Consider the following 21,225-nt stretch of genomic DNA (forward strand, 5'->3'; position numbering starts at 1 on the left):
GGCCGGTCCACCCCGCTCGCGCCGGAGCCCACCCGGCCCGGCCCGGGTGGCCCGGGCGCCGTACCGCCGGGACCCGGCGCGCCGGCGGTGGCGCGGGCCGAGGCCGCGCCGGGGGAGGCCGACGACGCGGCGGGTGGCCTGCGGGGCGCCCGCTCGGAACTGCGCCGGCAGATGCGCGAGCGGCGGCGGCTGCGGATGGGCATCCTCGCCCTGGTCAGCGTGGTGCTGCTCGGCGCGGTGCCGCTCTTCTTCGGGCTGCGCACGCTGAGCCACGACCCGGTCTTCGACACCCTCGACGCGCTGGGCGTGCCGTCCTGGGCGGCGGCGAAGACGGTGGACAACGTGAGCGGCAGCCGGTGGTGTTTCCAGGACTGCCGGCTGCGGGAACGCACCGTCGAGTCGCAGAAGGCGTGGAAGGAGACCGCCCAGGTATACGAGGCAGCGCTGAGCCGCGACGGCTGGGAGCGCTGGAAGGTGGACCGCTGCCCGGAGCAGCAGGTCAAGGGGAGCTACACCTGCTGGCGCCGGGACGAGCTCACGCTCGACCTCTGGGTCCGCGAGCCCACCTGCGTGCCGGCTCCGGCGGACGGCGAGGCCCCGCCGTCTCCGGCGCCCGCGGCCGCAGCGGGGGAGTGCGCCGGCTCGTTGGTGTCGGTGAAGGTGCGCAACGCGATCGACGACGAGCGCACCGGACCACAGCCGAGCACCGATCCGTCACTCACCGGTGAGGACCCGTACCCGACGCTCACCGACGATCCGCTCGGCGAGGCGACACCCTCACCGTCGTGAGCCGGTTTCCATCACGGACGGTAGGGTCTGGGGCTGGCGGGGCCCGTCCGCCCCGCTGACCGGTCACGGGTCGGCACGCGGCGGACCGGGTAGGTACGGTCGCGCGTCCCGAGGCGTCGGGCCCCGGGACACTGCTTGAGGAGGACATGGGCGTGAGTGGTGGAGAGATCGCTGCGCTGATCGCGGCCGGCGCGTTCCTGATGCTGGTGCTCGTGCTGGCGGTGCCGATCCTGCGGCTGCGGCACACCGTGGACGCGACGACCCGCATGATCGCCGACCTGAACGACCGCACGGCGCCGCTGCTCGGTGACGTGAACACCACGGTGAAGAACGTCAATGTCGCCCTGGAGCAGGTGCAGACCTCCCTGGACGGGGTCAACCTGCAACTCGCCAAGGTGGACACCATGACCACCCACGCGCAGAACGTCACCGCCAACGTGGCGAACCTGGCCGCCGTGGTCTCCGCCGCCGCCGCGAACCCGCTGGTCAAGGTCGCCGCGTTCGGCTACGGCGTGCGCAAGGCCGCCGCCGCCCGCCGGCACGCGGAGACCGAGCGCGAGGTGCGCGACACCATCAAGCAGCAGCGCCGGGCCGCCAGGCGCGGCAACCGCTGACCCGGCCGGCGAACAGCGGGAGGATGAGAGCATGAGGCGGTTGTTCTGGCTGGGCATCGGGCTGGCCGTGGGCGTCCTGGTGGTCCGTAAGGCCACCCGGACGGCGCAGGCGTACACGCCGGCGGGCATCGCCAGCGGGCTGTCCGAGTCCGCCGGCGGTCTCGTCGAGTCGGTCCGGAGCTTCGTGGACGACGTCCGCGCCGGGATGGCCGAGCGCGAGCAGGAGATCCACGAGGCCTTCGCCCGCGGCGAGGCGTACGACGACCAGTTCGCCGAGCTGCGGGAGGACCCGCGTATCGGCGACGGAGAGATTTTCCCGGAGGAGCACCAGCGATGAAGACGGCGGAGATCAAGCGGCGGTACCTCGCCCACTTCGAGGCCAACGGCCACGCCGTGGTGCCGTCCGCTCCGCTGCCCGCCATCAGCGACCCGAACCTGCTGTTCGTCAACGCCGGCATGGTGCAGTTCGTCCCCTACTTCCTGGGCCAGCAGACCCCGCCGTACCGGCGCGCGGTCAGCGTGCAGAAGTGCATCCGGACGCCGGACATCGACGAGGTCGGCAAGACCAGCCGGCACGGCACGTTCTTCCAGATGAACGGCAACTTCTCCTTTGGCGACTACTTCAAGGACGGCGCCATCCCGCTGGCCTGGGACCTGGTCACCAAGCCGGTCGAGGCGGGCGGCTTCGGGCTGGACCCGGAGCGGATCTGGCCGACCGTCTACCTGGACGACGACGAGGCGTTCCAGATCTGGCGTTCGGTCGGCGTGCCCGCCGAGCGGATCGTCCGCCGGGGCAAGGCCGACAACTTCTGGTCGATGGGCATCCCCGGTCCGTGCGGCCCGTGCTCCGAGCTGTTCTACGACCGCGGCCCCGAGTACGGTCGCGAGGGCGGTCCGGCGGTCGACGAGGACCGCTACATGGAGTTCTGGAACCTCGTCTTCATGCAGTTCGAGCGGGGGCCCGGCACCGGCAAGGAGGACTACCCGATCCTCGGCGAGCTGCCGGCGAAGAACATCGACACCGGCATGGGCCTGGAGCGGATGGCCTCCATCCTCCAGGGCGTCGACAACCTCTACGAGATCGACGAGGTCCGGCCGATCCTGGACCGGGCCGCCGAGCTGACCGGCAAGCGCTACGGCGCGCACTCCGGCCACGTGGCCAGCGAGTCGCACCCGGACGACGTACGGCTGCGGGTGATCGCCGACCACGTGCGTACCGCGCTGATGCTGATCGGTGACGGGGTGACGCCGTCCAACGAGGGCCGCGGCTACGTGCTGCGCCGGATCATGCGCCGGGCCATCCGCGCGGTCCGCCTCCTCGGCTACCAGGACCGGGCGCTGCCCGAGCTGCTGCCGGTGGCCCGGGACTGCATGGCCCCGTCCTACCCGGAGCTGGCCGAGGAGTTCGGCCGGATCTCCCAGTACGCGTACGCCGAGGAGGACGCCTTCCTCGCCACGCTGCGGGCCGGCACCACGATCCTGGACACCGCCATCGCGGAGACCAAGTCGGCCGGGCAGGCGTCGATCTCCGGCGACAAGGCGTTCCAGCTGCACGACACGTACGGCTTCCCGATCGACCTGACCCTGGAGATCGCCGCCGAGCAGGGCCTCCAGGTCGACGCGGAGGGCTTCCGCCGGCTGATGGCCGACCAGCGCAACCGGGCCAAGGCCGACGCCCAGGCGCGCAAGACCGGGCACACCGACGTGTCGGCGTACCGGTCGGTGCTGGACGGCGGCGGGGCGGTGGAGTTCACCGGCTACACCGAGCTGAACCGGGAGTCCCGGGTGCGCGCGCTGCTGGCCGGCGGCGCCGAGGTGGCCGCGGCGGTCGAGGGCGACACCATCGAGCTGGTGCTCGACACCACCCCGTTCTACGCCGAGGGCGGCGGCCAGCAGCCCGACCAGGGTCTCATCACGGTCGGCGGCGGCCAGGTCGAGGTCTTCGACGTGCAGCAGCCGGTGCCGGGGTTGATCGTGCACCGGGCCAAGGTGCTCCGCGGCGAGGTGCGTGCCGGCGAGACGGGCTACGCCGAGATCGACGTGTCCCGCCGGCGGGCCATCTCCCGCTCGCACACGGCCACCCACCTGGTGCACCAGACCATGCGCAACTTCCTCGGCGAGTCGGCCACCCAGGCGGGTTCGCTGAACGCGCCGGGCCGGCTGCGGTTCGACTTCAACACCCCGACCGGGGTGGCGCCGAGCGTGCTGCACGACGTGGAGCAGCAGGTCAACGAGGTGCTCCTGGCCGACCTGGAGGTGCACGCCTTCATCACCACCCAGGAGGAGGCGCGCCGGATCGGCGCCATGGCGTTGTTCGGCGAGAAGTACGGCGAGCGGGTCCGGGTCGTCGAGGTCGGCGACTACGCCCGGGAGCTGTGCGGCGGCACGCACGTGGCCCGCTCGGCCCAGCTCGGCCTCGTCAAGATCCTCTCCGAGGCGTCGGTCGGTTCCGGCGTGCGCCGGATCGAGGCGCTGGTCGGCATGGACGCCTTCGGCTTCCTGGCCCGCGAGCACCTGCTGGTCTCCCGGCTCGCCGAGCTGTTCCGGGTGCCGGGCGACCAGGTCGCCGACCGGGTGGAGCAGACCGTCACCCAGCTCCGCGACGCGGAGAAGGAGCTGGAGAAGCTCCGCGCCCAGCTCGTGCTGGGCGGGGCCGCGGCGCTGGCGGCGCAGGCGAAGGACGTCCGCGGCGTCGCGTACGTCGGCACCGAGGCGCCCGAGGGCGCGGCCGGCAACGACGTGCGGACCCTGGCCCAGGAGATTCGGGGCCGGATCGACCCGGCCCGCCCGGCCGTGGTGGCGGTGGCCGCCCGGGCCAACGGGAAGGCGTCCCTGGTGGTGGCCGTGAACCAGGCCGCCCGGGGTCGGGGCCTGGCCGCGAAGGACCTGGTGAAGGCGGCCTTCTCCGGCCGGGGCGGCGGCAGCGACGACCTCGCCCAGGGCGGCGGCCTGCCCGCCGCGGAGGCGCCGAACCTGCTGGCCACCGTGGAGAAGGCGATCGCCGACGCCTGATGTACGCACCGATCGACGCCAGGGCGGACCGCCGGGTCCGCCCTGGCCCGTACCGGAGGAAAGGGTGTCCGGTAGATGGCTGAACTGTCCCGTGGTGTCCGGCTCGGCGTCGACGTCGGCCAGGTCCGTGTCGGGGTGGCCCGCTCCGACCCGCACGGCATTCTGGCCACCCCGCTGGCAACCCTCGCCCGGGACCTGACGGCCGCGCCGGACGCGGTGCCCACCGACATCGCCGAGCTGGTCCGGCTCGCCGCCGAGCACGAGGCGGTCGAGATCGTGGTCGGCCTGCCGGTCAATCTCGCCGGAAAGCACGGCCCCGCGGCGGAAAACGTCTCGGCCTATGCTGCCCGGTTGGCCGATGTAATGGGGCCGATTCCGGTGACGCTGACGGACGAGAGGATGTCGACCGTGGTCGCGAGTCGTAGGCTGGCCGAACGGGGCGTCCGGGGAAAGCGCCAACGGGCGGTGGTCGACCAGGCCGCCGCGGTGGAGATTCTGCAGAGCTGGCTGGACGCGCAGCGGAGGCGGACGCAATGATCGACGATCTTGATCTGGGCTTCGACGAGGCGGAGAGGGGGGAGAAGGGACGGCACCGGCGCAGCGCCGTGCGCAAGCGCAACGGCGGGTCGGGTGGCGGCCGGGGCAAGACCATCTTCGCCCTGCTGATGGCGCTCGTGCTGCTGGGCGGCATCGGCGGCGGCGCGTACGTCGGCTTCGACCGGATCCGCAACCACTTCGTCACCCCCGACTACGACGGTCCGGGCTCGGGTGAGGCGCTGGTCGAGGTGAAGTCCGGCGACACCCTCACCGACATCGGGAACACCCTCTACGACGCCGGGGTGGTGAAGAGCACCAAGGCGTTCATCGAGGCCGCCGACGCGAACTCGCGCAGCAAGAACATCCAGGTCGGCCGGTACAAGGTCCGCAAGCAGATGAAGGCCGCGGACGTGATCACGCTGATGCTCGACCCGAAGAGCCGGGTGGTCAACGGGGTGACCATCCCCGAGGGCACGATCAGCCTGAACATCTACCAGATCCTCTCCAAGCAGACGAAGATCCCGGTCAAGGACTTCCAGGACGCCGCGAAGGATCCGGTCAAGCTGGGCGTGCCCGCCTTCTGGTTCAACCGGGAGGACGGCAAGAAGGGCCCGAAGAGCATCGAGGGCTTCCTCTACCCGTCCACCTACGAGATCCCGCCGAAGGCCACCGCCGAGCAGATCCTGTCGATGATGGTGGACGAGTTCCTCCGCGTCACCCAGGAGCTCAACTTCGTCGACCGGGCGCAGAAGGAGCGCAAGATCTCCCCGTACGAGGCGCTCATCACCGCCTCCATCGCCGAGGCCGAGTCGGTCAACGCGGTGGACCTGCCCAAGGTCTCCCGGGTGATCTACAACCGGGTCTACGCCGGCAAGATCGGCTGCAAGTGCCTCGGCATCGACAGCGGCATCAACTACTACTTCCGCCTGCAGGGTAAGAATCCGAAGGACTCGGACGACCTGTTGCAGAGCGAGATCAACGACCTGAAGAACCCGTACAACACGCACAACGTGGCCGGCCTGCCGATCACCCCGATCAGCAACCCCGGCCAGGCGGCGCTCAAGGGCGCCCTGGAGCCGCCGCCCGGCGACTGGATCTTCTTCATGACGATCGACCAGAAGGGCACCATGGGCTACGGCTCGGACGACGCCGACTTCCGGAAGCTGCAGAAGCAGATGTGCGACAACAAGGTGCTCACCGGGGAGAACTGCAGCTGATGCAGGCCGCCGTGGTCGGCCGGCCGATCGCCCACTCGCTCTCCCCGGTGATCCACAACGCCGGGTACGTGGCGGCCGGGCTGACCGGGTGGTCGTACACCCGGATCGAGTGCGCGGCCGACGAACTGGCCGGCCTGGTCGCGGGGCTGGGCCCGGAGTGGGCCGGCCTGTCGGTCACCATGCCGGGCAAGGAGGCCGCGCTCGCGCTGGCCGACGAGGTCTCGCCGGTCGCCGCCGCGGTGGGCGCCGCCAACACCCTGGTACGCCGGCCCGACGGCACCTGGTACGCCGACAACACCGACGTCGCCGGCATGGTCGACGTGCTCACCGCCGCCGGCTGCGCGTCGGGCGCCACGGTTACCGTGCTCGGCGCGGGCGGCACCGCCCGGGCGGCCATCGCGGCGGCGGCCCGGATCGGTGCGGCCGAGGTGACCGTGGTGGCCCGCCGGCCCGAGGCCGTGCGGGAGCTGTGCCCGATGGCCGAGGCGCTCGGTGTCCCGCTGGTCGGCGCGCCCTGGGACGGCGACCCGGCGCACGCCCGGGCCGATCTCGTGGTCTCCACGGTGCCGAAGGGCGTGGCCGACCCGCTCGCGGAGAACTTCGACTGGCGGCCGGCCACGGTCTTCTTCGACGTGGTCTACGACCCGTGGCCCACCCCGCTCGCCGCGGCGGCGCTCGCCGCCGGTTGCCGGGTGGTCTCCGGGCTGGACCTGCTGCTGGCCCAGGCGGTCGGCCAGTTCGAGCACTTCACCGGCGTCTCCGCGCCCCGGGCGGCGATGCGCGCCGCGCTGGCCGAGGCGCGCGCCGCGGCCTGACGGCGGGGCCCGCTCGGGTCTCCGAACCCCGCCGCGCGCCCGCCGCCCGGACGGGCGCGTCCGCAGGGCGGGACGCGGCGGGCAGGGCGACGCGGCGGACACCGGGCGTGACAGACTGACCGCTGTGTTGCGCTGGCTGACTGCAGGTGAATCGCACGGACCCGCCCTCGTCGCGCTGCTGGAGGGGGTGCCCGCCGGCATCGAGGTGACCACCACGGAGATCTCCGGCGAGCTGGCCCGGCGCCGGCTCGGCTACGGCCGGGGCGCCCGGATGTCCTTCGAGCAGGACGAGGTCGAGATCATCGGCGGGCTCCGGCACGGCGTGACGATCGGCAGCCCGGTGGCCGTCCGGGTGGGCAACTCGGAGTGGCCGAAGTGGCGCACCGTGATGGCCGCCGACCCGGTCGACCCGGAGGAACTGGCCCGGCAGGCGCGCAACGCCCCGCTCACCCGCCCCCGCCCCGGCCACGCCGACCTGGCCGGCATGCAGAAGTACGGCCACACCGACGCCCGGCCGATCCTGGAGCGGGCCAGCGCCCGGGAGACCGCCGCCCGGGTCGCCGTGGGCGCGGTCGCGAAGGCCCTGGTCAGGCAGGCCCTCGGCATCGAGATCGTCTCCCACGTGGTGGAGCTGGGCCCGGTCGCCGCCAAGCCGGGCCTGCGGCCCACGCCGGAGGACGCCGCCCGGATCGACGCCGACCCGCTGCGCTGCCTCGACCCGGAGGCCAGCGCCCGGATGGTCGCCGAGGTCGACGCCGCCAAGAAGGCCGCCGACACGCTCGGCGGCGTGGTCGAGGTGCTGGCGTACGGGGTGCCACCGGGCCTGGGCAGCCACGTGCAGTGGGACCGCAAACTCGACGCCCGGCTGGCCACCGCGCTGATGTCGATCCAGGCCATCAAGGGCGTGGAGATCGGCGACGGCTGGCTGCAGGCGCGCTCCCGCGGCTCGGAGGCGCACGACGAGATCCTGCCCACCGCCACCGGCGTGCGCCGGGTGACCGACCGGGCCGGCGGCCTGGAGGGCGGCATCACCACCGGCGAGCCGCTGCGGGTGAAGGCGGCCATGAAGCCGATCTCGTCGCTGAACCGGGCGCTGGCCACTGTCGACGTGGTCACCGGCGAGCCGGCCACCGCGATCAACCAGCGCTCCGACGTGTGCGCGGTGCCGGCCGCGGCCGTGGTGGCCGAGGCCATGGTGGCGCTGGTGCTGGCCGAGGCGGCGGTGGAGAAGTTCGGCGGCGACTCGGTCGCCGAGATGCGCCGCAACCTGTCCGGCTACCTCGACGCGCTGGTGATCAAATGAGCACCCGGCCGGTCTGCGTGCTGGTGGGGGCGCCCGGCTCGGGCAAGACCACGGTGGGGCAGGCGCTCGCCGCGGCGCTCGGCGTGGAGTTCCGGGACACCGACACCGACATCGAGCAGCTCGCCGGCAAGCCGATCCCGGAGATCTTCGTGGACGAGGGGGAGGAGCACTTCCGTACCCTCGAACGGGCCGCGGTGGCGGCGGGGCTGGCCGCGCACCCGGGGGTGCTCGCCCTCGGCGGCGGCGCGGTCCTCGCCGAGGAGAACCGCGCCGCGCTGATCGGGCACACCGTGGTGCACCTGTCGGTGGAGCTGCCCGACGCGGTGAAGCGAATCGGCCTGGGTTCCGGCCGGCCGTTGCTGGCGCTGAACCCGCGCGCCACGCTCAAGCACCTGATGGAGCAGCGCCGCCCGCTCTACGCCGAGGTGGCCACCGCGACCGTGCTTACCGACGGGCGTGGGCCCGAGGAGATCGCCGCCGAGATCGCCGCCCTGCTCAAGCCCTGACCAGCACCAGGGGTATGAGCGCGGCGGCCGGGAAGCCGCCGCCCGGGTGGGTCCGCGCCGTCGATGGTTGGTCGGGTCATCCCTGCACCTCCGCCGTTGGGGGTTTCGTCCCCCAGTTACCGCCCGCACCCGTCCGGTCAAACGTCTGTGACGCCGCGCCGGCCACGGAGTGGACAGTCGCCGCCCCGGCGCCGCCCGCTCGACTAGGCTGCCCGCGATGGACGAGGTGACCCGGATCCCGGTCGGCGGCGACCGGCCGTACGACGTGCTGGTGGGACGCGACCTGCTCGACCCGCCGCCCCGGCTGCTGCCCGGCGCCGATCGGGTGGCCTTCCTGCACGCGCCGCCGCTCAAGGGGCTGGCCGAGGAGCTGGCCGGGCGGGTGCGCGCGGCCGGGGTGGCGCCGCTGCTCATCGAGGTGCCGGACGCCGAGGCGGGCAAGCACGTGGACGTGGCCGCGGCCTGCTGGGACCGGCTCGGCGAGGCCGGCTTCACCCGTACCGACGCGGTGGTCGGGGTGGGCGGCGGCGCGGTCACCGACCTGGCCGGGTTCGTCGCGGCCAGCTGGCTGCGCGGGGTGCGCTGGGTGCCGGTGGCGACCTCCCTGCTGGGCATGGTCGACGCCGCCGTCGGCGGCAAGACCGGGATCAACACCGCGGCCGGCAAGAACCTGGTGGGCGCCTTCCACCCGCCCGCCGGGGTGATCTGCGACCTGGCGACGCTGGACAGCCTGCCGCGGGCCGACCTGGCCGCCGGGATGGCCGAGGTGGTCAAGTGCGGGTTCATCGCCGACCCGGTCATCCTCGACCTGGTGGAGCGGGACCCGGCCGCCGCCCTGGACCCGACCGGGCCGGTGACCCGCGAGCTGATCGAGCGGGCGGTGCGGGTCAAGGCCGGCGTGGTCTCCGGCGACCTGCGCGAGTCCGGGGTGCGCGAGGTGCTCAACTACGGGCACACCCTGGCACACGCCATCGAGAAGGTGGAGGGCTACCGCTGGCGGCACGGTCACGCCGTCGCGGTGGGCCTGGTCTACGCGGCCACCCTGGCCCGGCTCGCCGGGCGGCTGGACGCGGCCACCGCGCAGCGGCACCGGGCCGTCGTGGCGGCGCTCGGCCTGCCCACCGGCTACCGGGCCGACGCCTGGCCCGAGCTGCTGGCCGCGATGCGGGTGGACAAGAAGGCCCGGGGCAGCCGGCTGCGCTTCGTGGTGCTGGACGGCCTGGCCCGCCCGGCGATCCTGGAGGCGCCGCCGGACGAGCTGCTGGCCCAGGCCTACCGGGAGATCAGCTCATGAGGGTGTACGTGCTCAACGGGCCGAACCTGGGTCGGCTCGGCACCCGCCAGGTCGACGTCTACGGGGTGACCAGCTACGCCGACCTGGTCACGATGTGCGAGAAGACCGGTCGCGAGCTGGGGCTGGACGTGGTGGTCCGGCAGACCGACGCCGAGCACGAGCTGCTGGGCTGGCTGCACGCGGCGGCCGACGAGGGCGCGGCCGTGGTGCTCAACCCGGCCGCCTGGTCGCACTACTCGATCGCGGTCCGGGACGCCTGCGCCATGCTCCGCGGCCCGCTGGTCGAGGTGCACATCTCCAACATCCACGCCCGCGAGGAGTTCCGGCACCACTCGGTGGTCTCCGCCGTGGCCACCGGGGTGATCTGCGGGCTGGGCGTGGACGGCTACCGGCTGGCCCTGCACCACCTGGCCGGCCGCCTCGCCGCCTGACGACGCCTGGCGACCCCGAGCCGAATCTCGCCGGCCGCGCCGGCCCGCGCCGGTTGCTCTCCGTGTTTTGTCACTCGCGTCACGCACGGTGATTCAGCTGCCGACCCCGCCGGATGCCCTCCTCTGGCTTTGCTCTGCAGCCATCCACGCACTGCCTTGCTGACCTGCGACGATGCGAATGCGCCCGCCTGCACGACGGCAAGCCTCGATCACGGAGAGTCGCTGTTGCGTATCTGGCTGCAGAGCAAAGGCGGTGGTGGGGGTGGCGCTGGGGTGGTCGGGTCGGCTGCATTGGGTGACGTTCCGCACGTCCGGGACGGGTGAACCGGGCCGGTAGGCCGTGGCCGGCGCTCAGCACGGCGGACCCGGTTCGACACAGCTAGTAGACTTCATAAGTCTGTCCGCCAATTGATGATCAAGGCAGGAAATGGCCACCACCAACGACCTCAAGAACGGCCTGGTACTCAACCTCGACGGCGAGCTGTGGGCCGTCGTCGAGTTCCAGCACGTCAAGCCCGGTAAGGGCGGTGCGTTCGTGCGTACCACGCTGAAGAACGTGCTGTCCGGCAAGGTGGTCGACAAGACCTTCAACGCGGGCACCAAGGTCGAGACCGCCACCGTCGACAAGCGCACCATGCAGTACCTCTACGCCGACGGCGAGGACTACGTCTTCATGGACCTGGAGACGTTCGACCAGATCACCGTCCCCGGCGGCACCGTCGGCGAGGCGGCCAACTACCTCCTCCCCGAGGCCGAGGCCACCGTCGCCACCCACGAGGGCGTGCCGCTCTACATCGAGCTGCCGACCTCGGTGGTGCTGGAGATCACCTACACCGAGCCGGGCCTGCAGGGCGACCGGTCGACCGGCGGTAACAAGCCGGCCACCGTCGAGACCGGCGCGACCGTCCAGGTGCCGCTCTTCATCACCACCGGCGAGAAGATCAAGGTCGACACCCGCGACGGCCGTTACCTCGGCCGAGCCTGATGGCCGAGGGTCCCAAGCAGCAGATGCCGGCGCGCCGCAAGGCGCGCAAGCGGGCGCTGGACGTGCTCTTCGAGGCCGACCTGCGGGACCGGCCGCCGGTGGAGGTGCTCGCCGGCTACCTCGAGCGGATCGAGAAGCCCCGCCCGGAGCACGTGGGCTACGCGGTCGGCCTGGTCGAGGGCGTCGCGGCGCACCTGGACCGGATCGACGAGGTGATCGCGAGCTACGCCGAGGGCTGGACGCTGGACCGGATGCCGGCGGTCGACCGCAACCTGGCCCGGATCGCCGTCTACGAGTTGCTCTACGTCGACGAGATCGACGACGCGGTGGCGATCAGTGAGGCCGTCGAGCTGGCCCGCCAGATGTCGACCGACGACTCACCGCGCTTCCTCAACGGCATCCTCGGCCGGATCGCGGAGTACGCCACCCGCTGAGGCTGCGACACCACGAAGGGCCCGCGCCGAACGGCGCGGGCCCTTCGAGTCGGGCGGGTCAGGACGCGAAGAACGCGCGGGGGTCGGCGACCAGGACACCGTGCTCGGTGAGCCGCTCGATCAGGCCCGACGGCGAGGCGTCGTAGACGATCGCGAGGGCGCGCAGGTCGTCGGCGCGGATGGAGAGCACCCGACCGTTGTAGTCGCCGCGCTGCTGCTGGATGGCGCGGGCGTACCGGGCGACGTAGGCGAGGTCCTCGGAGGCCTCGTCGTAGAGCCGCTCCAGGTCCAGAACGATCTTGCTGGTGGGCTCGTGGCGCACCCCGCTGCCGTCGGGCAGCAGCTCCGAGACGGGAACGCGGTAGAAGTCGGCCAGCTCCGCCAGGCGGGACACGGTGACGGCCCGGTCGCCGCGCTCGTACGAGCCGACCACCACGGCCTTCCACCGCCCGTTCGACTTCTCCTCCACACCCTGCAGGGACAGGCCCTGCTGCTGGCGGATGGAGCGCAGGCGGGCGCCCAGCGACTTGGCGTATTCAGAGGGCATTCGGACACTCCCAGTGCTGCTCGGGGTTCTCCCAGCTATCGCTACGGAGCGTGACGGTACGGGGATTGCGACACGGGGTCAAGTGTTGGTGACGACCCCGTTGGGGAGGGTGTGCGGCTTGTCCGCATTTCTCCACGCTGACCCGCTGGTCAGGACCGGCGACGGCCGGGCCGGTGACCGCTGGTAACGTGGCGTGGAGCCCCGGTCCGGGCCCCCGTGGCCCGCCGGAGTCAACCAGACGTCCTTTAACGACCCGTCCCGTGAGGCGGGGAAGGAGGTCCGCCGTGGCCTACCCACCGGCTGCCCACTCGTCGCCGCCGCGACAACCCTCGGTGAAGGTGATCCTCGCCGCCGCCGACGTGTCGCGGGTGGTCGATCGCATCGCCCACCAGATCCTGGAGAAGACCCAGGGCGCCGCCGACACCGTGCTGCTCGGCATCCCCACCCGCGGCGTCCCGCTCGCGCGGCGCCTCGCCGCCCGGATCAGCACCTTCGAGGACGTCACCGTCCCGGTCGGCGTGCTCGACATCACGCTCTACCGCGACGACCTGCGCCGGAACGCCACCCGCGCGGTCGGCCCCACCGACCTGCCACCGGGCGGGATCGACGGCCGGCGGGTGATCCTCGTCGACGACGTGCTCTTCTCCGGCCGCACCGTGCGGGCCGCCCTGGACGCGCTCAGCGACGTCGGCCGTCCAGCCTCGGTGCAGCTCGCCGTCCTGGTCGACCGGGGGCACCGCCAGCTGCCGATCCGCGCCGACTACGTCGGCAAGAACATTCCCACGGCGCTCGCCGAGAACGTGAAGGTCACCCTGGCCGAGACCGACGGCGCCGACGAGGTCCGCCTGCACGGGGGTGCGCTGTGAGCGCGAGGAGTGCAGCGAAGCGGAGCCCCGCAGTCGCGAACGAAGGGAGGCTCAGTTGATTCGCCACCTGCTCTCCGGGGCCGACCTGGACGCGGCCACCGCCATCCAGATCCTGGACACCGCGGCCGAGATGGCCACCGTGGCCGGCCGTGAGGTCAAGAAGCTGCCCGCGCTGCGCGGCCGCACCGTGGTCAACCTCTTCTACGAGGACTCCACCCGGACCCGGATCTCGTTCGAGGCGGCCGCCAAGCGGCTGAGCGCCGACGTGATCAACTTCTCCGCCAAGGGCTCCAGCGTGGCCAAGGGGGAGAGCCTGAAGGACACCGCGCTCACCCTCCAGGCCATGGGGGCCGACGCGGTGGTCGTCCGGCACCCCGCCTCCGGCGCCCCGCACCGGCTGGCCAACTGGGTCGACGGCTCGGTGGTCAACGCCGGCGACGGCACCCACGAGCACCCCACCCAGGCGCTGCTCGACGCCTACACGATGCGCTCCCGGCTGGGCCGCCTGGACGGCCTGCACGTGGCGATCGTCGGCGACGTGCTGCACTCCCGGGTGGCCCGCTCCAACGTGCTGCTGCTCTCCACCCTCGGCGCGAAGGTCACCCTGGTCGGCCCGCCGACCCTCATCCCGGTCGACATCTCGCCCGCGCTCGCCCCCGGCACCGACGTCTCCTACGACCTCGACACCGTTCTTCCCGGTGTGGACGTGGTGATGATGCTGCGGGTGCAGCGGGAGCGGATGAACGACTCCTACTTCCCTTCGGCCCGCGAGTACGCCCGCCGCTACGGGCTGGACGGCCCGCGGATGCGCCGGCTGCCCGAGCACGCGATCGTCATGCACCCCGGCCCGATGAACCGGGGGATGGAGATCACGCCCGAGGTGGCCGACTCGCCCCGCTCCACCATCGTCGAACAGGTCGCCAACGGGGTCTCCGTGCGGATGGCCGTCCTCTACCTGCTGCTCGGAGGGAACAACCGGTGACCGCGTACCTGATCCGGAACGTGAGTGTGGTCGGCGGCGCGCCGACCGACCTGCTGATCCGCGACGGCGTCGTGGCCGAGACCGGCGCCGGGCTGACCGCGCCGGACGCCACGGTGCTCGACGCCACCGGCCTGGTGGCCCTGCCCGGCCTGGTCGACCTGCACACCCACCTGCGCGAGCCGGGCCGGGAGGACGCCGAGACCGTCGAGTCCGGCTCCCGGGCGGCGGCGCTCGGCGGCTACACGGCGGTCTGCGCCATGGCGAACACCTCGCCGGTGGCCGACACGGCCGGCGTGGTCGAGCAGGTCTGGCGGCTCGGGCGGGAGGCCGGCCTGGTCGACGTGCAGCCCGTCGGCGCGGTCACCGTCGGCCTGGCCGGCGAGCGCCTGGCGGAGCTGGGCGCGATGGCCGACTCGGCGGCCCGGGTACGGATCTTCTCCGACGACGGGCACTGCGTCGCCGACCCGAAGCTGATGCGCCGGGCCCTGGAGTACGTCAAGGCGTTCGACGGGGTGGTCGCCCAGCACGCCGAGGAGCCCCGGCTCACCGAGGGCGCGCAGATGCACGAGGGTGAGGTGTCCACCCGGCTCGGGCTGACCGGCTGGCCGGCGGTCGCCGAGGAGGCGATCATCGCCCGCGACGTGCTGCTGGCCGAGCACGTCGGCAGCCGCCTGCACATCTGCCACGTCTCCACGGCCGGCAGCGTCGAGGTGCTGCGGCACGCCAAGGCGCGCGGCGTGAAGGTCACCGCCGAGGTGACACCGCACCACCTGCTGCTGACCGACGAGAAGGCCACCACCTACGACCCGGTCTACAAGGTCAACCCGCCGCTGCGCACCGCGGCCGACGTCGCCGCGCTGCGGGCGGCCCTGGCCGAGGGCGTGATCGACATCGTCGCCACCGACCACGCGCCGCACGCCGTGGAGGACAAGGAGTGCGAGTGGGCGTACGCCCGGCCGGGCATGCTCGGCCTGGAGACGGCACTCTCCATCGCGCTGGACGTGCTCGGGCCGCAGTGGGACCTGATCGCCGAGCGGATGTCCCGCGCCCCGGCCCGGATCGCCGGGCTGGACTCCCACGGCCTCGACCCGGCCCCCGGCGTGCCGGCCAACCTGACCCTGGTCGACCCGGCCGCCCGCCGCATCGTCGAGCCGGCGGAACTGGCCAGTCGCAGTCGCAACACCCCGTACGCCCGCATGACGCTGCCGGGTCGCATCGTGGCGACCTTCCTGCGCGGCGAGCCGACGGTCCTGGACGGAAAGGCAGTTCGATGACCAAGCGGAGGCCCGCGATCCTCGTCCTCGAGGACGGGCGCACGTTCCACGGCGAGGCGTACGGCAGCGTCGGGGAGACCTTCGGCGAGGCCGTCTTCAACACCGGCATGACCGGCTACCAGGAGACCCTCACCGACCCCTCCTACCACCGTCAGGTGGTGGTGCAGACCGCGCCGCACATCGGCAACACCGGCGTCAACGGCGAGGACGACGAGTCCGGCCGGATCTGGGTGGCCGGCTACGTGGTGCGCGACCCGGCCCGGATCGGCTCCAACTGGCGGGCCACCGGCGGCCTGGAGGACCGGCTCGCCGCCGAGGGCGTGGTCGGCATCAGCGGCGTGGACACCCGAGCGCTCACCCGGCACCTGCGCGAGCGCGGCGCCATGCGGGTCGGCATCTCCAGTGTCGACGACGACCCGGTCGCCCTGCTCGACCGGGTCCACCGCGCGCCGCAGATGGTCGGCGCGGACCTCTCCGCGGAGGTCACCACCGCCGAGCCGTACGTGGTGTCGGCACAGGGCGAGCACCGGTTCACGGTCGCGGCCCTGGACCTGGGCATCAAGCGCAACGTGCCGCGCCGGCTCGCCGCCCGCGGAGTCACCACCCACGTGCTGCCCGCCGGCTCCTCGATCGAGGACCTGCTGGCCACCGGCGCGGACGCGGTCTTCTTCTCGCCCGGGCCGGGCGACCCGGCCACCGCCGACGGGCCGGTCGCCCTGGCGCGCGAGGTGCTCGGCCGGCGGATCCCGCTCTTCGGCATCTGCTTCGGCAGCCAGATCCTCGGCCGGGCGCTCGGCTTCGGCACCTACAAGCTCGGCTACGGCCACCGCGGCATCAACCAGCCGGTGCTCGACCGGGCCACCGGCAAGGTCGAGGTGACCAGCCACAACCACGGCTTCGCGGTCCAGGTGCCGGGCGCACAAACCGGGGCCGTCGTCCCCGACCAGGTGATCGACACCGAGTTCGGCGGCGTCCAGGTGTCCCATGTCTGCCTCAATGACAACGTGGTCGAGGGGCTGCGGGCCAAGGACGTGCCCGCCTTCACCGTCCAGTACCACCCGGAGGCGGCGGCCGGCCCGCACGACGCGGACTACCTCTTCGACCGCTTCGCCGAACTCATCGAAGGCGGTAGGAATGCCTAAGCGGACCGACCTCAAGCACGTCCTGGTGATCGGCTCCGGGCCGATCGTCATCGGCCAGGCCTGCGAGTTCGACTATTCCGGCACCCAGGCCTGCCGGGTGCTGCGCAGCGAGGGGATCCGGGTCAGCCTGGTCAACTCCAACCCGGCGACGATCATGACCGACCCGGAGTTCGCCGACGCCACGTACGTCGAGCCGATCACCCCGGAGTTCGTCGAGCTGGTCATCGCCAAGGAGCGCCCCGACGCGCTGCTGCCCACCCTGGGCGGGCAGACCGCGCTGAACACCGCCGTCGCCCTGCACGAGGCCGGCGTCCTGGAGAAGTACGGCGTCGAGCTGATCGGCGCCAACATCGACGCCATCAACCGGGGCGAGGACCGGCAGCTGTTCAAGGACATCGTGGCCAAGGCCGGCGTACGCCTCGGCCTGGCCGACCCGGCGGCGCTGGTGCCCCGCTCCCGGGTCTGCCACTCGATGGACGAGGTCCGCGACACCGTCGGCGAGCTGGGCCTGCCGGTGGTCATCCGGCCGTCGTTCACCATGGGCGGCCTCGGTTCCGGCATGGCGCACACCGACGAGGACCTGGAGCGGATCGCCGGCGCCGGCCTGGCCGCCAGCCCCGTGCACGAGGTGCTCATCGAGGAGAGCGTGCTCGGCTGGAAGGAGTACGAGCTCGAACTCATGCGCGACCGCCACGACAACGTGGTGGTGGTCTGCTCGATCGAGAACGTCGACCCGATGGGCGTGCACACCGGCGACAGCGTCACCGTCGCGCCGGCCATGACGCTGACCGACCGGGAGTACCAGCGCCTGCGCGACCTGGGCATCGCGGTGCTCCGCGAGGTCGGGGTCGACACCGGCGGCTGCAACATCCAGTTCGCGGTGAACCCGGCCGACGGCCGGATCGTCGTGATCGAGATGAACCCACGGGTGTCCCGCTCCTCGGCCCTCGCGTCGAAGGCCACCGGCTTCCCGATCGCCAAGATCGCCGCGAAGCTGGCCATCGGCTACACCCTCGACGAGATCCCCAACGACATCACCCTGAAGACCCCGGCGGCGTTCGAGCCGACCCTGGACTACGTGGTGGTGAAGATCCCCCGGTTCGCGTTCGAGAAGTTCCCCGGCGCGGACCCGGAGCTGACCACCACCATGAAGTCGGTGGGCGAGGCCATGAGCCTCGGGCGCAACTTCACCGAGGCGCTGAACAAGGCGATGCGCTCGATGGAGACCAAGTCCGGTGGGTTCTGGACCCAGCCGGACCCGGCCGGGGCGACCAAGGAGAACACCCTCGCCGCGCTGCGGATGCCGCACGACGGCCGGATCTACACGGTCGAGCGGGCGCTGCGGCTGGGCGCCTCGATCGCCGAGGTGGCCGCGGCGTCCGGCGGGATGGACCCCTGGTTCCTGGACCAGATCGCCGCGCTGGTGGAGCTGCGGGCCGAGATCGTCGACGCCCCGGTGCTCGACGCCGACCTGCTGCGCCGGGCCAAGCGGGCCGGCCTGTCCGACCGGCAGCTCGCCGCGCTCCGCCCCGAGCTGGCCGCCGAGGACGGCGTCCGCACCCTGCGCCACCGGCTCGGGGTCCGGCCCGTCTACAAGACGGTGGACACATGCGCGGCCGAGTTCGAGGCGACCACGCCGTACCACTACTCGACCTACGACCAGGAGACCGAGGTCGGCCCCTCGGACCGGCCCAAGGTGCTCATCCTGGGTTCCGGGCCGAACCGGATCGGGCAGGGCATCGAGTTCGACTACTCCTGCGTGCACGCCGTCATGGCGCTCCGGGAGGTCGGCTACGAGACGGTGATGGTCAACTGCAACCCGGAGACCGTCTCCACCGACTACGACACGGCCGACCGGCTCTACTTCGAGCCGCTCACCTTCGAGGACGTGCTGGAGGTCTGGCACACCGAGGACTCCTCCGGCAAGGCGGCCGGCGGCCCCGGCGTGATCGGGGTGATCGTGCAGCTCGGCGGGCAGACCCCGCTCGGCCTGGCCCAGCGGCTCAAGGACGCCGGCGTGCCGATCGTCGGCACCTCCCCGGAATCGATCCACCTGGCCGAGGAGCGCGGCGCGTTCGGCGCGGTGCTGGCGCGGGCCGGGCTGCGCGCCCCGGCGCACGGCATGGCCACCTCCTACGACGAGGCCAAGGCGATCGCCGACGAGATCGGCTACCCGGTGCTGGTCCGCCCGTCGTACGTGCTCGGCGGGCGGGGCATGGAGATCGTCTACGACGACGCCACCCTGCGCGACTACATCGGCCGGGCCACCGACATCTCGCCGGACCGCCCGGTGCTGGTGGACCGCTTTCTCGACGACGCCATCGAGATCGACGTGGACGCCCTGGTCGACGCCGACGGCGCGGTCTACCTGGGCGGCGTCATGGAGCACATCGAGGAGGCCGGCATCCACTCCGGCGACTCCTCCTGCGCGCTGCCGCCGATCACCCTGGCCGGCTCGCACCTGACCCAGGTGCGCCGCTACACCGAGGCGATCGCCAAGGGCGTCGGCGTGCGGGGCCTGCTCAACGTCCAGTACGCCCTCAAGGACGACATGCTCTACGTGCTGGAGGCCAACCCGCGGGCCTCACGTACGGTGCCGTTCGTCTCCAAGGCCACCGCCGTGCCGCTGGCCAAGGCGGCGGCCCGGATCGCGCTCGGCGCCACCATCGCCGAGCTGCGCGCCGAGGGGATGCTGCCGCCCACCGGGGACGGCGGGACGATGCCCGCCGACGCCCCGATCGCGGTCAAGGAGGCGGTGCTGCCGTTCAAGCGGTTCCGCACCCCGTCCGGCAAGGGCATCGACGTGCTGCTCGGCCCGGAGATGAAGTCCACCGGCGAGGTGATGGGCATTGACACCAACTTCGGGCACGCCTTCGCCAAGTCGCAGTCCGCCGCGTACGGGTCGCTGCCGACCGCCGGGAAGATCTTCGTCTCGGTGGCCAACCGGGACAAGCGCGGCATGATCTTCCCGATCAAGCGCCTGGCCGACCTGGGTTTCGAGATCGTGGCCACCACCGGCACGGCCGAGGTGCTGCGCCGGCACGGCATCGCCTGTGAGCAGATCCGCAAGCACTACGAGTCGGGCGAGGGCGAGGACGCGGTCTCGCTGATCCTCGGCGGCGACGTGGCCCTGGTGGTGAACACTCCGCAGGGTTCCGGCGCCAGCGCCCGCTCCGACGGCTACGAGATCCGCAGCGCCGCCGTGACGGCCGACATCCCCTGCATCACCACGGTGCCCGGCGCCGCCGCGGCGGTGATGGGCATCGAGGCGAGGATCCGGGGCGACATGCGGGTCCGGCCCCTCCAGGAGCTCCACGCCGCCCTCCGGGCCGGCGAGTGACCGGGTCACTGCCGTTGATCATGAAGTTGTCGTCCGGCGCGTCGGCGTGTCGTGACAACAACTTCATGATCGGCACGGTCGGCGGGGGGAGGCGGGCGTGATCTTTGAGCGGGTTGTGCGGCCTCGGTTGTTCGGAATCGGGGGTGGGGACGCCGAGGCGGCGCACGAGTGGACGTTGGAGCGGCTGGCCTCGGTTTCCCGGCGGGCGGCCGTGCTGGCGACGCTGCGGGCGCGGTACTTCCGGGCGGCGCCGCGGACGGTGTTCGGGGTGGACTTCCCGAACCCGGTGGGGCTGGCGGCCGGGATGGACAAGAACGGGGTGGCGCTGCCGGCGTGGCCGGCGCTGGGCTTCGGCTTCGTCGAGGTCGGCACCGTCACCGCGCACGCCCAGCCGGGCAACCCCCGGCCCCGGCTGTTCCGGCTGCGCGACAGCGAGGGCGTGGTCAACCGGATGGGCTTCAACAACGCCGGCGCCGAGGCCCTCGCGGCCCGGCTGGCGGCGCTGCCGCGGCCGATCGGCGTACCGCTGGGCATCTCGCTGGGCAAGTCCAAGGTGACCCCGCTGGAGGAGGCCGTCGAGGACTACCTGGCCTCCTACCGCGCGCTGAAGGGGCATGGGGACTACTTCGCGGTCAACGTGTCCTCGCCGAACACCCCGGGGCTGCGGTCCCTTCAGGACCGGTCCCACCTGGACGCGCTGCTCGCGGCGCTGGTGGGGGAGAAGCCGGTGCTGGTGAAGATCGCCCCAGACCTCACCGAGCCGGCCGTCGCCGAGCTGCTGGAGGTCTGCCTCGCCCGCGGCGCGGCCGGGGTGATCGCCACCAACACCACGCTGGCCCGCGGCGGGCTCGCCCCGGCCGACCGGGCGCGGGGCGCGGAGACCGGCGGCCTCTCCGGCCGCCCGCTGGCCGCCCGCGCCCGGGAGGTGGTCGCCTTCGTGCACCGCGAGACCGGCGGCCGGCTGCCGGTGATCGGCGTCGGCGGCATCCTCGACCCGGACGACGCGGCCCGGATGTTCGACGCCGGCGCGAGCCTGATCCAGCTCTACACCGGCTTCATCTACCGGGGCCCGGCCCTGGTCCGGTCGGTGGCCCGGGCGGCCGCCCGGCGCTGACCGGGCGTCCGGACACCACGAAG

20 protein-coding genes are annotated in these 21,225 nt (G+C 72.6%); 19 read left to right on the forward strand and 1 reads right to left on the reverse strand.

Annotated features, from left to right (window positions below):
* Positions 1-171: 171 nt before the first annotated feature.
* From B0E53_RS12950 to nusB, 13 genes are all read left to right on the forward strand, one after another.
* Complete coding sequence (locus B0E53_RS12950) at positions 172-789, forward strand: hypothetical protein (protein ID WP_107076314.1); 618 nt, start codon at positions 172-174, stop codon at positions 787-789.
* A 152-nt stretch (positions 790-941) separates the two neighbouring features.
* On the forward strand, positions 942-1,403 hold the full coding sequence (locus B0E53_RS12955) for a DUF948 domain-containing protein (protein WP_107076315.1): 462 nt from the start codon (positions 942-944) through the stop codon (positions 1,401-1,403).
* Positions 1,404-1,434: 31 nt separating this feature from the next.
* On the forward strand, positions 1,435-1,740 hold the full coding sequence (locus B0E53_RS12960) for a DUF6167 family protein (protein ID WP_107076293.1): 306 nt from the start codon (positions 1,435-1,437) through the stop codon (positions 1,738-1,740).
* Entirely contained in the window at positions 1,737-4,415 is a 2,679-nt protein-coding gene (gene alaS / locus B0E53_RS12965; RefSeq protein ID WP_107076294.1) for an alanine--tRNA ligase, read from the forward strand. Before B0E53_RS12960 ends, alaS begins: the two co-directional genes overlap by 4 nt.
* A 75-nt stretch (positions 4,416-4,490) precedes the next feature.
* A complete protein-coding gene (ruvX, locus tag B0E53_RS12970) occupies positions 4,491-4,952 on the forward strand; it encodes a Holliday junction resolvase RuvX (RefSeq protein WP_107076295.1) in 462 nt (153 codons plus the stop codon).
* Positions 4,949-6,169, forward strand: a complete 1,221-nt coding sequence (mltG, locus tag B0E53_RS12975) for an endolytic transglycosylase MltG (protein WP_107076296.1) — start codon at positions 4,949-4,951, stop codon at positions 6,167-6,169. The genes ruvX and mltG overlap by 4 nt, the downstream gene beginning before the upstream one ends.
* Positions 6,169-6,984, forward strand: coding sequence for a shikimate dehydrogenase (locus B0E53_RS12980; RefSeq protein WP_107076297.1), 816 nt, complete (start codon positions 6,169-6,171; stop codon positions 6,982-6,984). Before mltG ends, B0E53_RS12980 begins: the two co-directional genes overlap by 1 nt.
* A gap of 124 nt (positions 6,985-7,108) precedes the next feature.
* Positions 7,109-8,287 carry a chorismate synthase gene (aroC, locus tag B0E53_RS12985; protein WP_107076298.1) on the forward strand — a complete coding sequence of 393 codons (1,179 nt, stop codon included), beginning with the start codon at positions 7,109-7,111 and terminating at the stop codon, positions 8,285-8,287.
* Positions 8,284-8,793, forward strand: coding sequence for a shikimate kinase (locus B0E53_RS12990; RefSeq protein WP_107076299.1), 510 nt, complete (start codon positions 8,284-8,286; stop codon positions 8,791-8,793). Before aroC ends, B0E53_RS12990 begins: the two co-directional genes overlap by 4 nt.
* Positions 8,794-9,010: 217 nt before the next feature.
* The gene (gene aroB, locus B0E53_RS12995; RefSeq protein WP_107076300.1) at positions 9,011-10,087 is read left to right on the forward strand and encodes a 3-dehydroquinate synthase; all 1,077 of its coding nucleotides are present in this window, start codon (positions 9,011-9,013) and stop codon (positions 10,085-10,087) included.
* The gene (gene aroQ / locus B0E53_RS13000; protein ID WP_107076301.1) at positions 10,084-10,518 is read left to right on the forward strand and encodes a type II 3-dehydroquinate dehydratase; all 435 of its coding nucleotides are present in this window, start codon (positions 10,084-10,086) and stop codon (positions 10,516-10,518) included. Before aroB ends, aroQ begins: the two co-directional genes overlap by 4 nt.
* 427 nt (positions 10,519-10,945) lie before the next feature.
* Positions 10,946-11,503 carry an elongation factor P gene (gene efp, locus B0E53_RS13005; protein ID WP_007075814.1) on the forward strand — a complete coding sequence of 186 codons (558 nt, stop codon included), beginning with the start codon at positions 10,946-10,948 and terminating at the stop codon, positions 11,501-11,503.
* Positions 11,504-11,526: 23 nt separating this feature from the next.
* Positions 11,527-11,937 (forward strand): transcription antitermination factor NusB, encoded by a 411-nt coding sequence (nusB, locus tag B0E53_RS13010; RefSeq protein WP_210406048.1) that lies wholly within the window; start codon positions 11,527-11,529, stop codon positions 11,935-11,937.
* A 58-nt stretch (positions 11,938-11,995) separates the two neighbouring features.
* Here nusB and B0E53_RS13015 read toward each other — a convergent pair whose 3' ends face one another.
* Positions 11,996-12,484 (reverse strand): helix-turn-helix domain-containing protein, encoded by a 489-nt coding sequence (locus tag B0E53_RS13015; protein WP_013285505.1) that lies wholly within the window; start codon positions 12,482-12,484, stop codon positions 11,996-11,998.
* 284 nt (positions 12,485-12,768) lie between these two features.
* Between B0E53_RS13015 and pyrR the strand changes: the two genes are divergently transcribed.
* The 6 genes from pyrR (at position 12,769) to B0E53_RS13045 (ending at position 21,202) form a co-directional block, all read left to right on the forward strand.
* The gene (gene pyrR, locus B0E53_RS13020) at positions 12,769-13,350 is read left to right on the forward strand and encodes a bifunctional pyr operon transcriptional regulator/uracil phosphoribosyltransferase PyrR (protein WP_107076303.1); all 582 of its coding nucleotides are present in this window, start codon (positions 12,769-12,771) and stop codon (positions 13,348-13,350) included.
* A gap of 55 nt (positions 13,351-13,405) precedes the next feature.
* Positions 13,406-14,332, forward strand: coding sequence for an aspartate carbamoyltransferase catalytic subunit (locus tag B0E53_RS13025; RefSeq protein ID WP_107076304.1), 927 nt, complete (start codon positions 13,406-13,408; stop codon positions 14,330-14,332).
* Complete coding sequence (locus B0E53_RS13030; RefSeq protein WP_107076305.1) at positions 14,329-15,606, forward strand: dihydroorotase; 1,278 nt, start codon at positions 14,329-14,331, stop codon at positions 15,604-15,606. The genes B0E53_RS13025 and B0E53_RS13030 overlap by 4 nt, the downstream gene beginning before the upstream one ends.
* Positions 15,603-16,748: a glutamine-hydrolyzing carbamoyl-phosphate synthase small subunit gene (gene carA, locus B0E53_RS13035; protein WP_107076306.1), complete on the forward strand. Its 1,146-nt coding sequence runs from the start codon at positions 15,603-15,605 to the stop codon at positions 16,746-16,748. Before B0E53_RS13030 ends, carA begins: the two co-directional genes overlap by 4 nt.
* Positions 16,741-20,088 (forward strand): carbamoyl-phosphate synthase large subunit, encoded by a 3,348-nt coding sequence (carB, locus tag B0E53_RS13040; protein WP_107076307.1) that lies wholly within the window; start codon positions 16,741-16,743, stop codon positions 20,086-20,088. The genes carA and carB overlap by 8 nt, the downstream gene beginning before the upstream one ends.
* A 97-nt stretch (positions 20,089-20,185) precedes the next feature.
* Positions 20,186-21,202, forward strand: a complete 1,017-nt coding sequence (locus B0E53_RS13045) for a quinone-dependent dihydroorotate dehydrogenase (RefSeq protein WP_107076308.1) — start codon at positions 20,186-20,188, stop codon at positions 21,200-21,202.
* The last annotated feature ends 23 nt before the right edge of the window (positions 21,203-21,225 follow it).

Source organism: Micromonospora sp. MH33 (assembly GCF_003013775.1).
GTDB lineage: Bacteria > Actinomycetota > Actinomycetes > Mycobacteriales > Micromonosporaceae > Micromonospora > Micromonospora fulviviridis.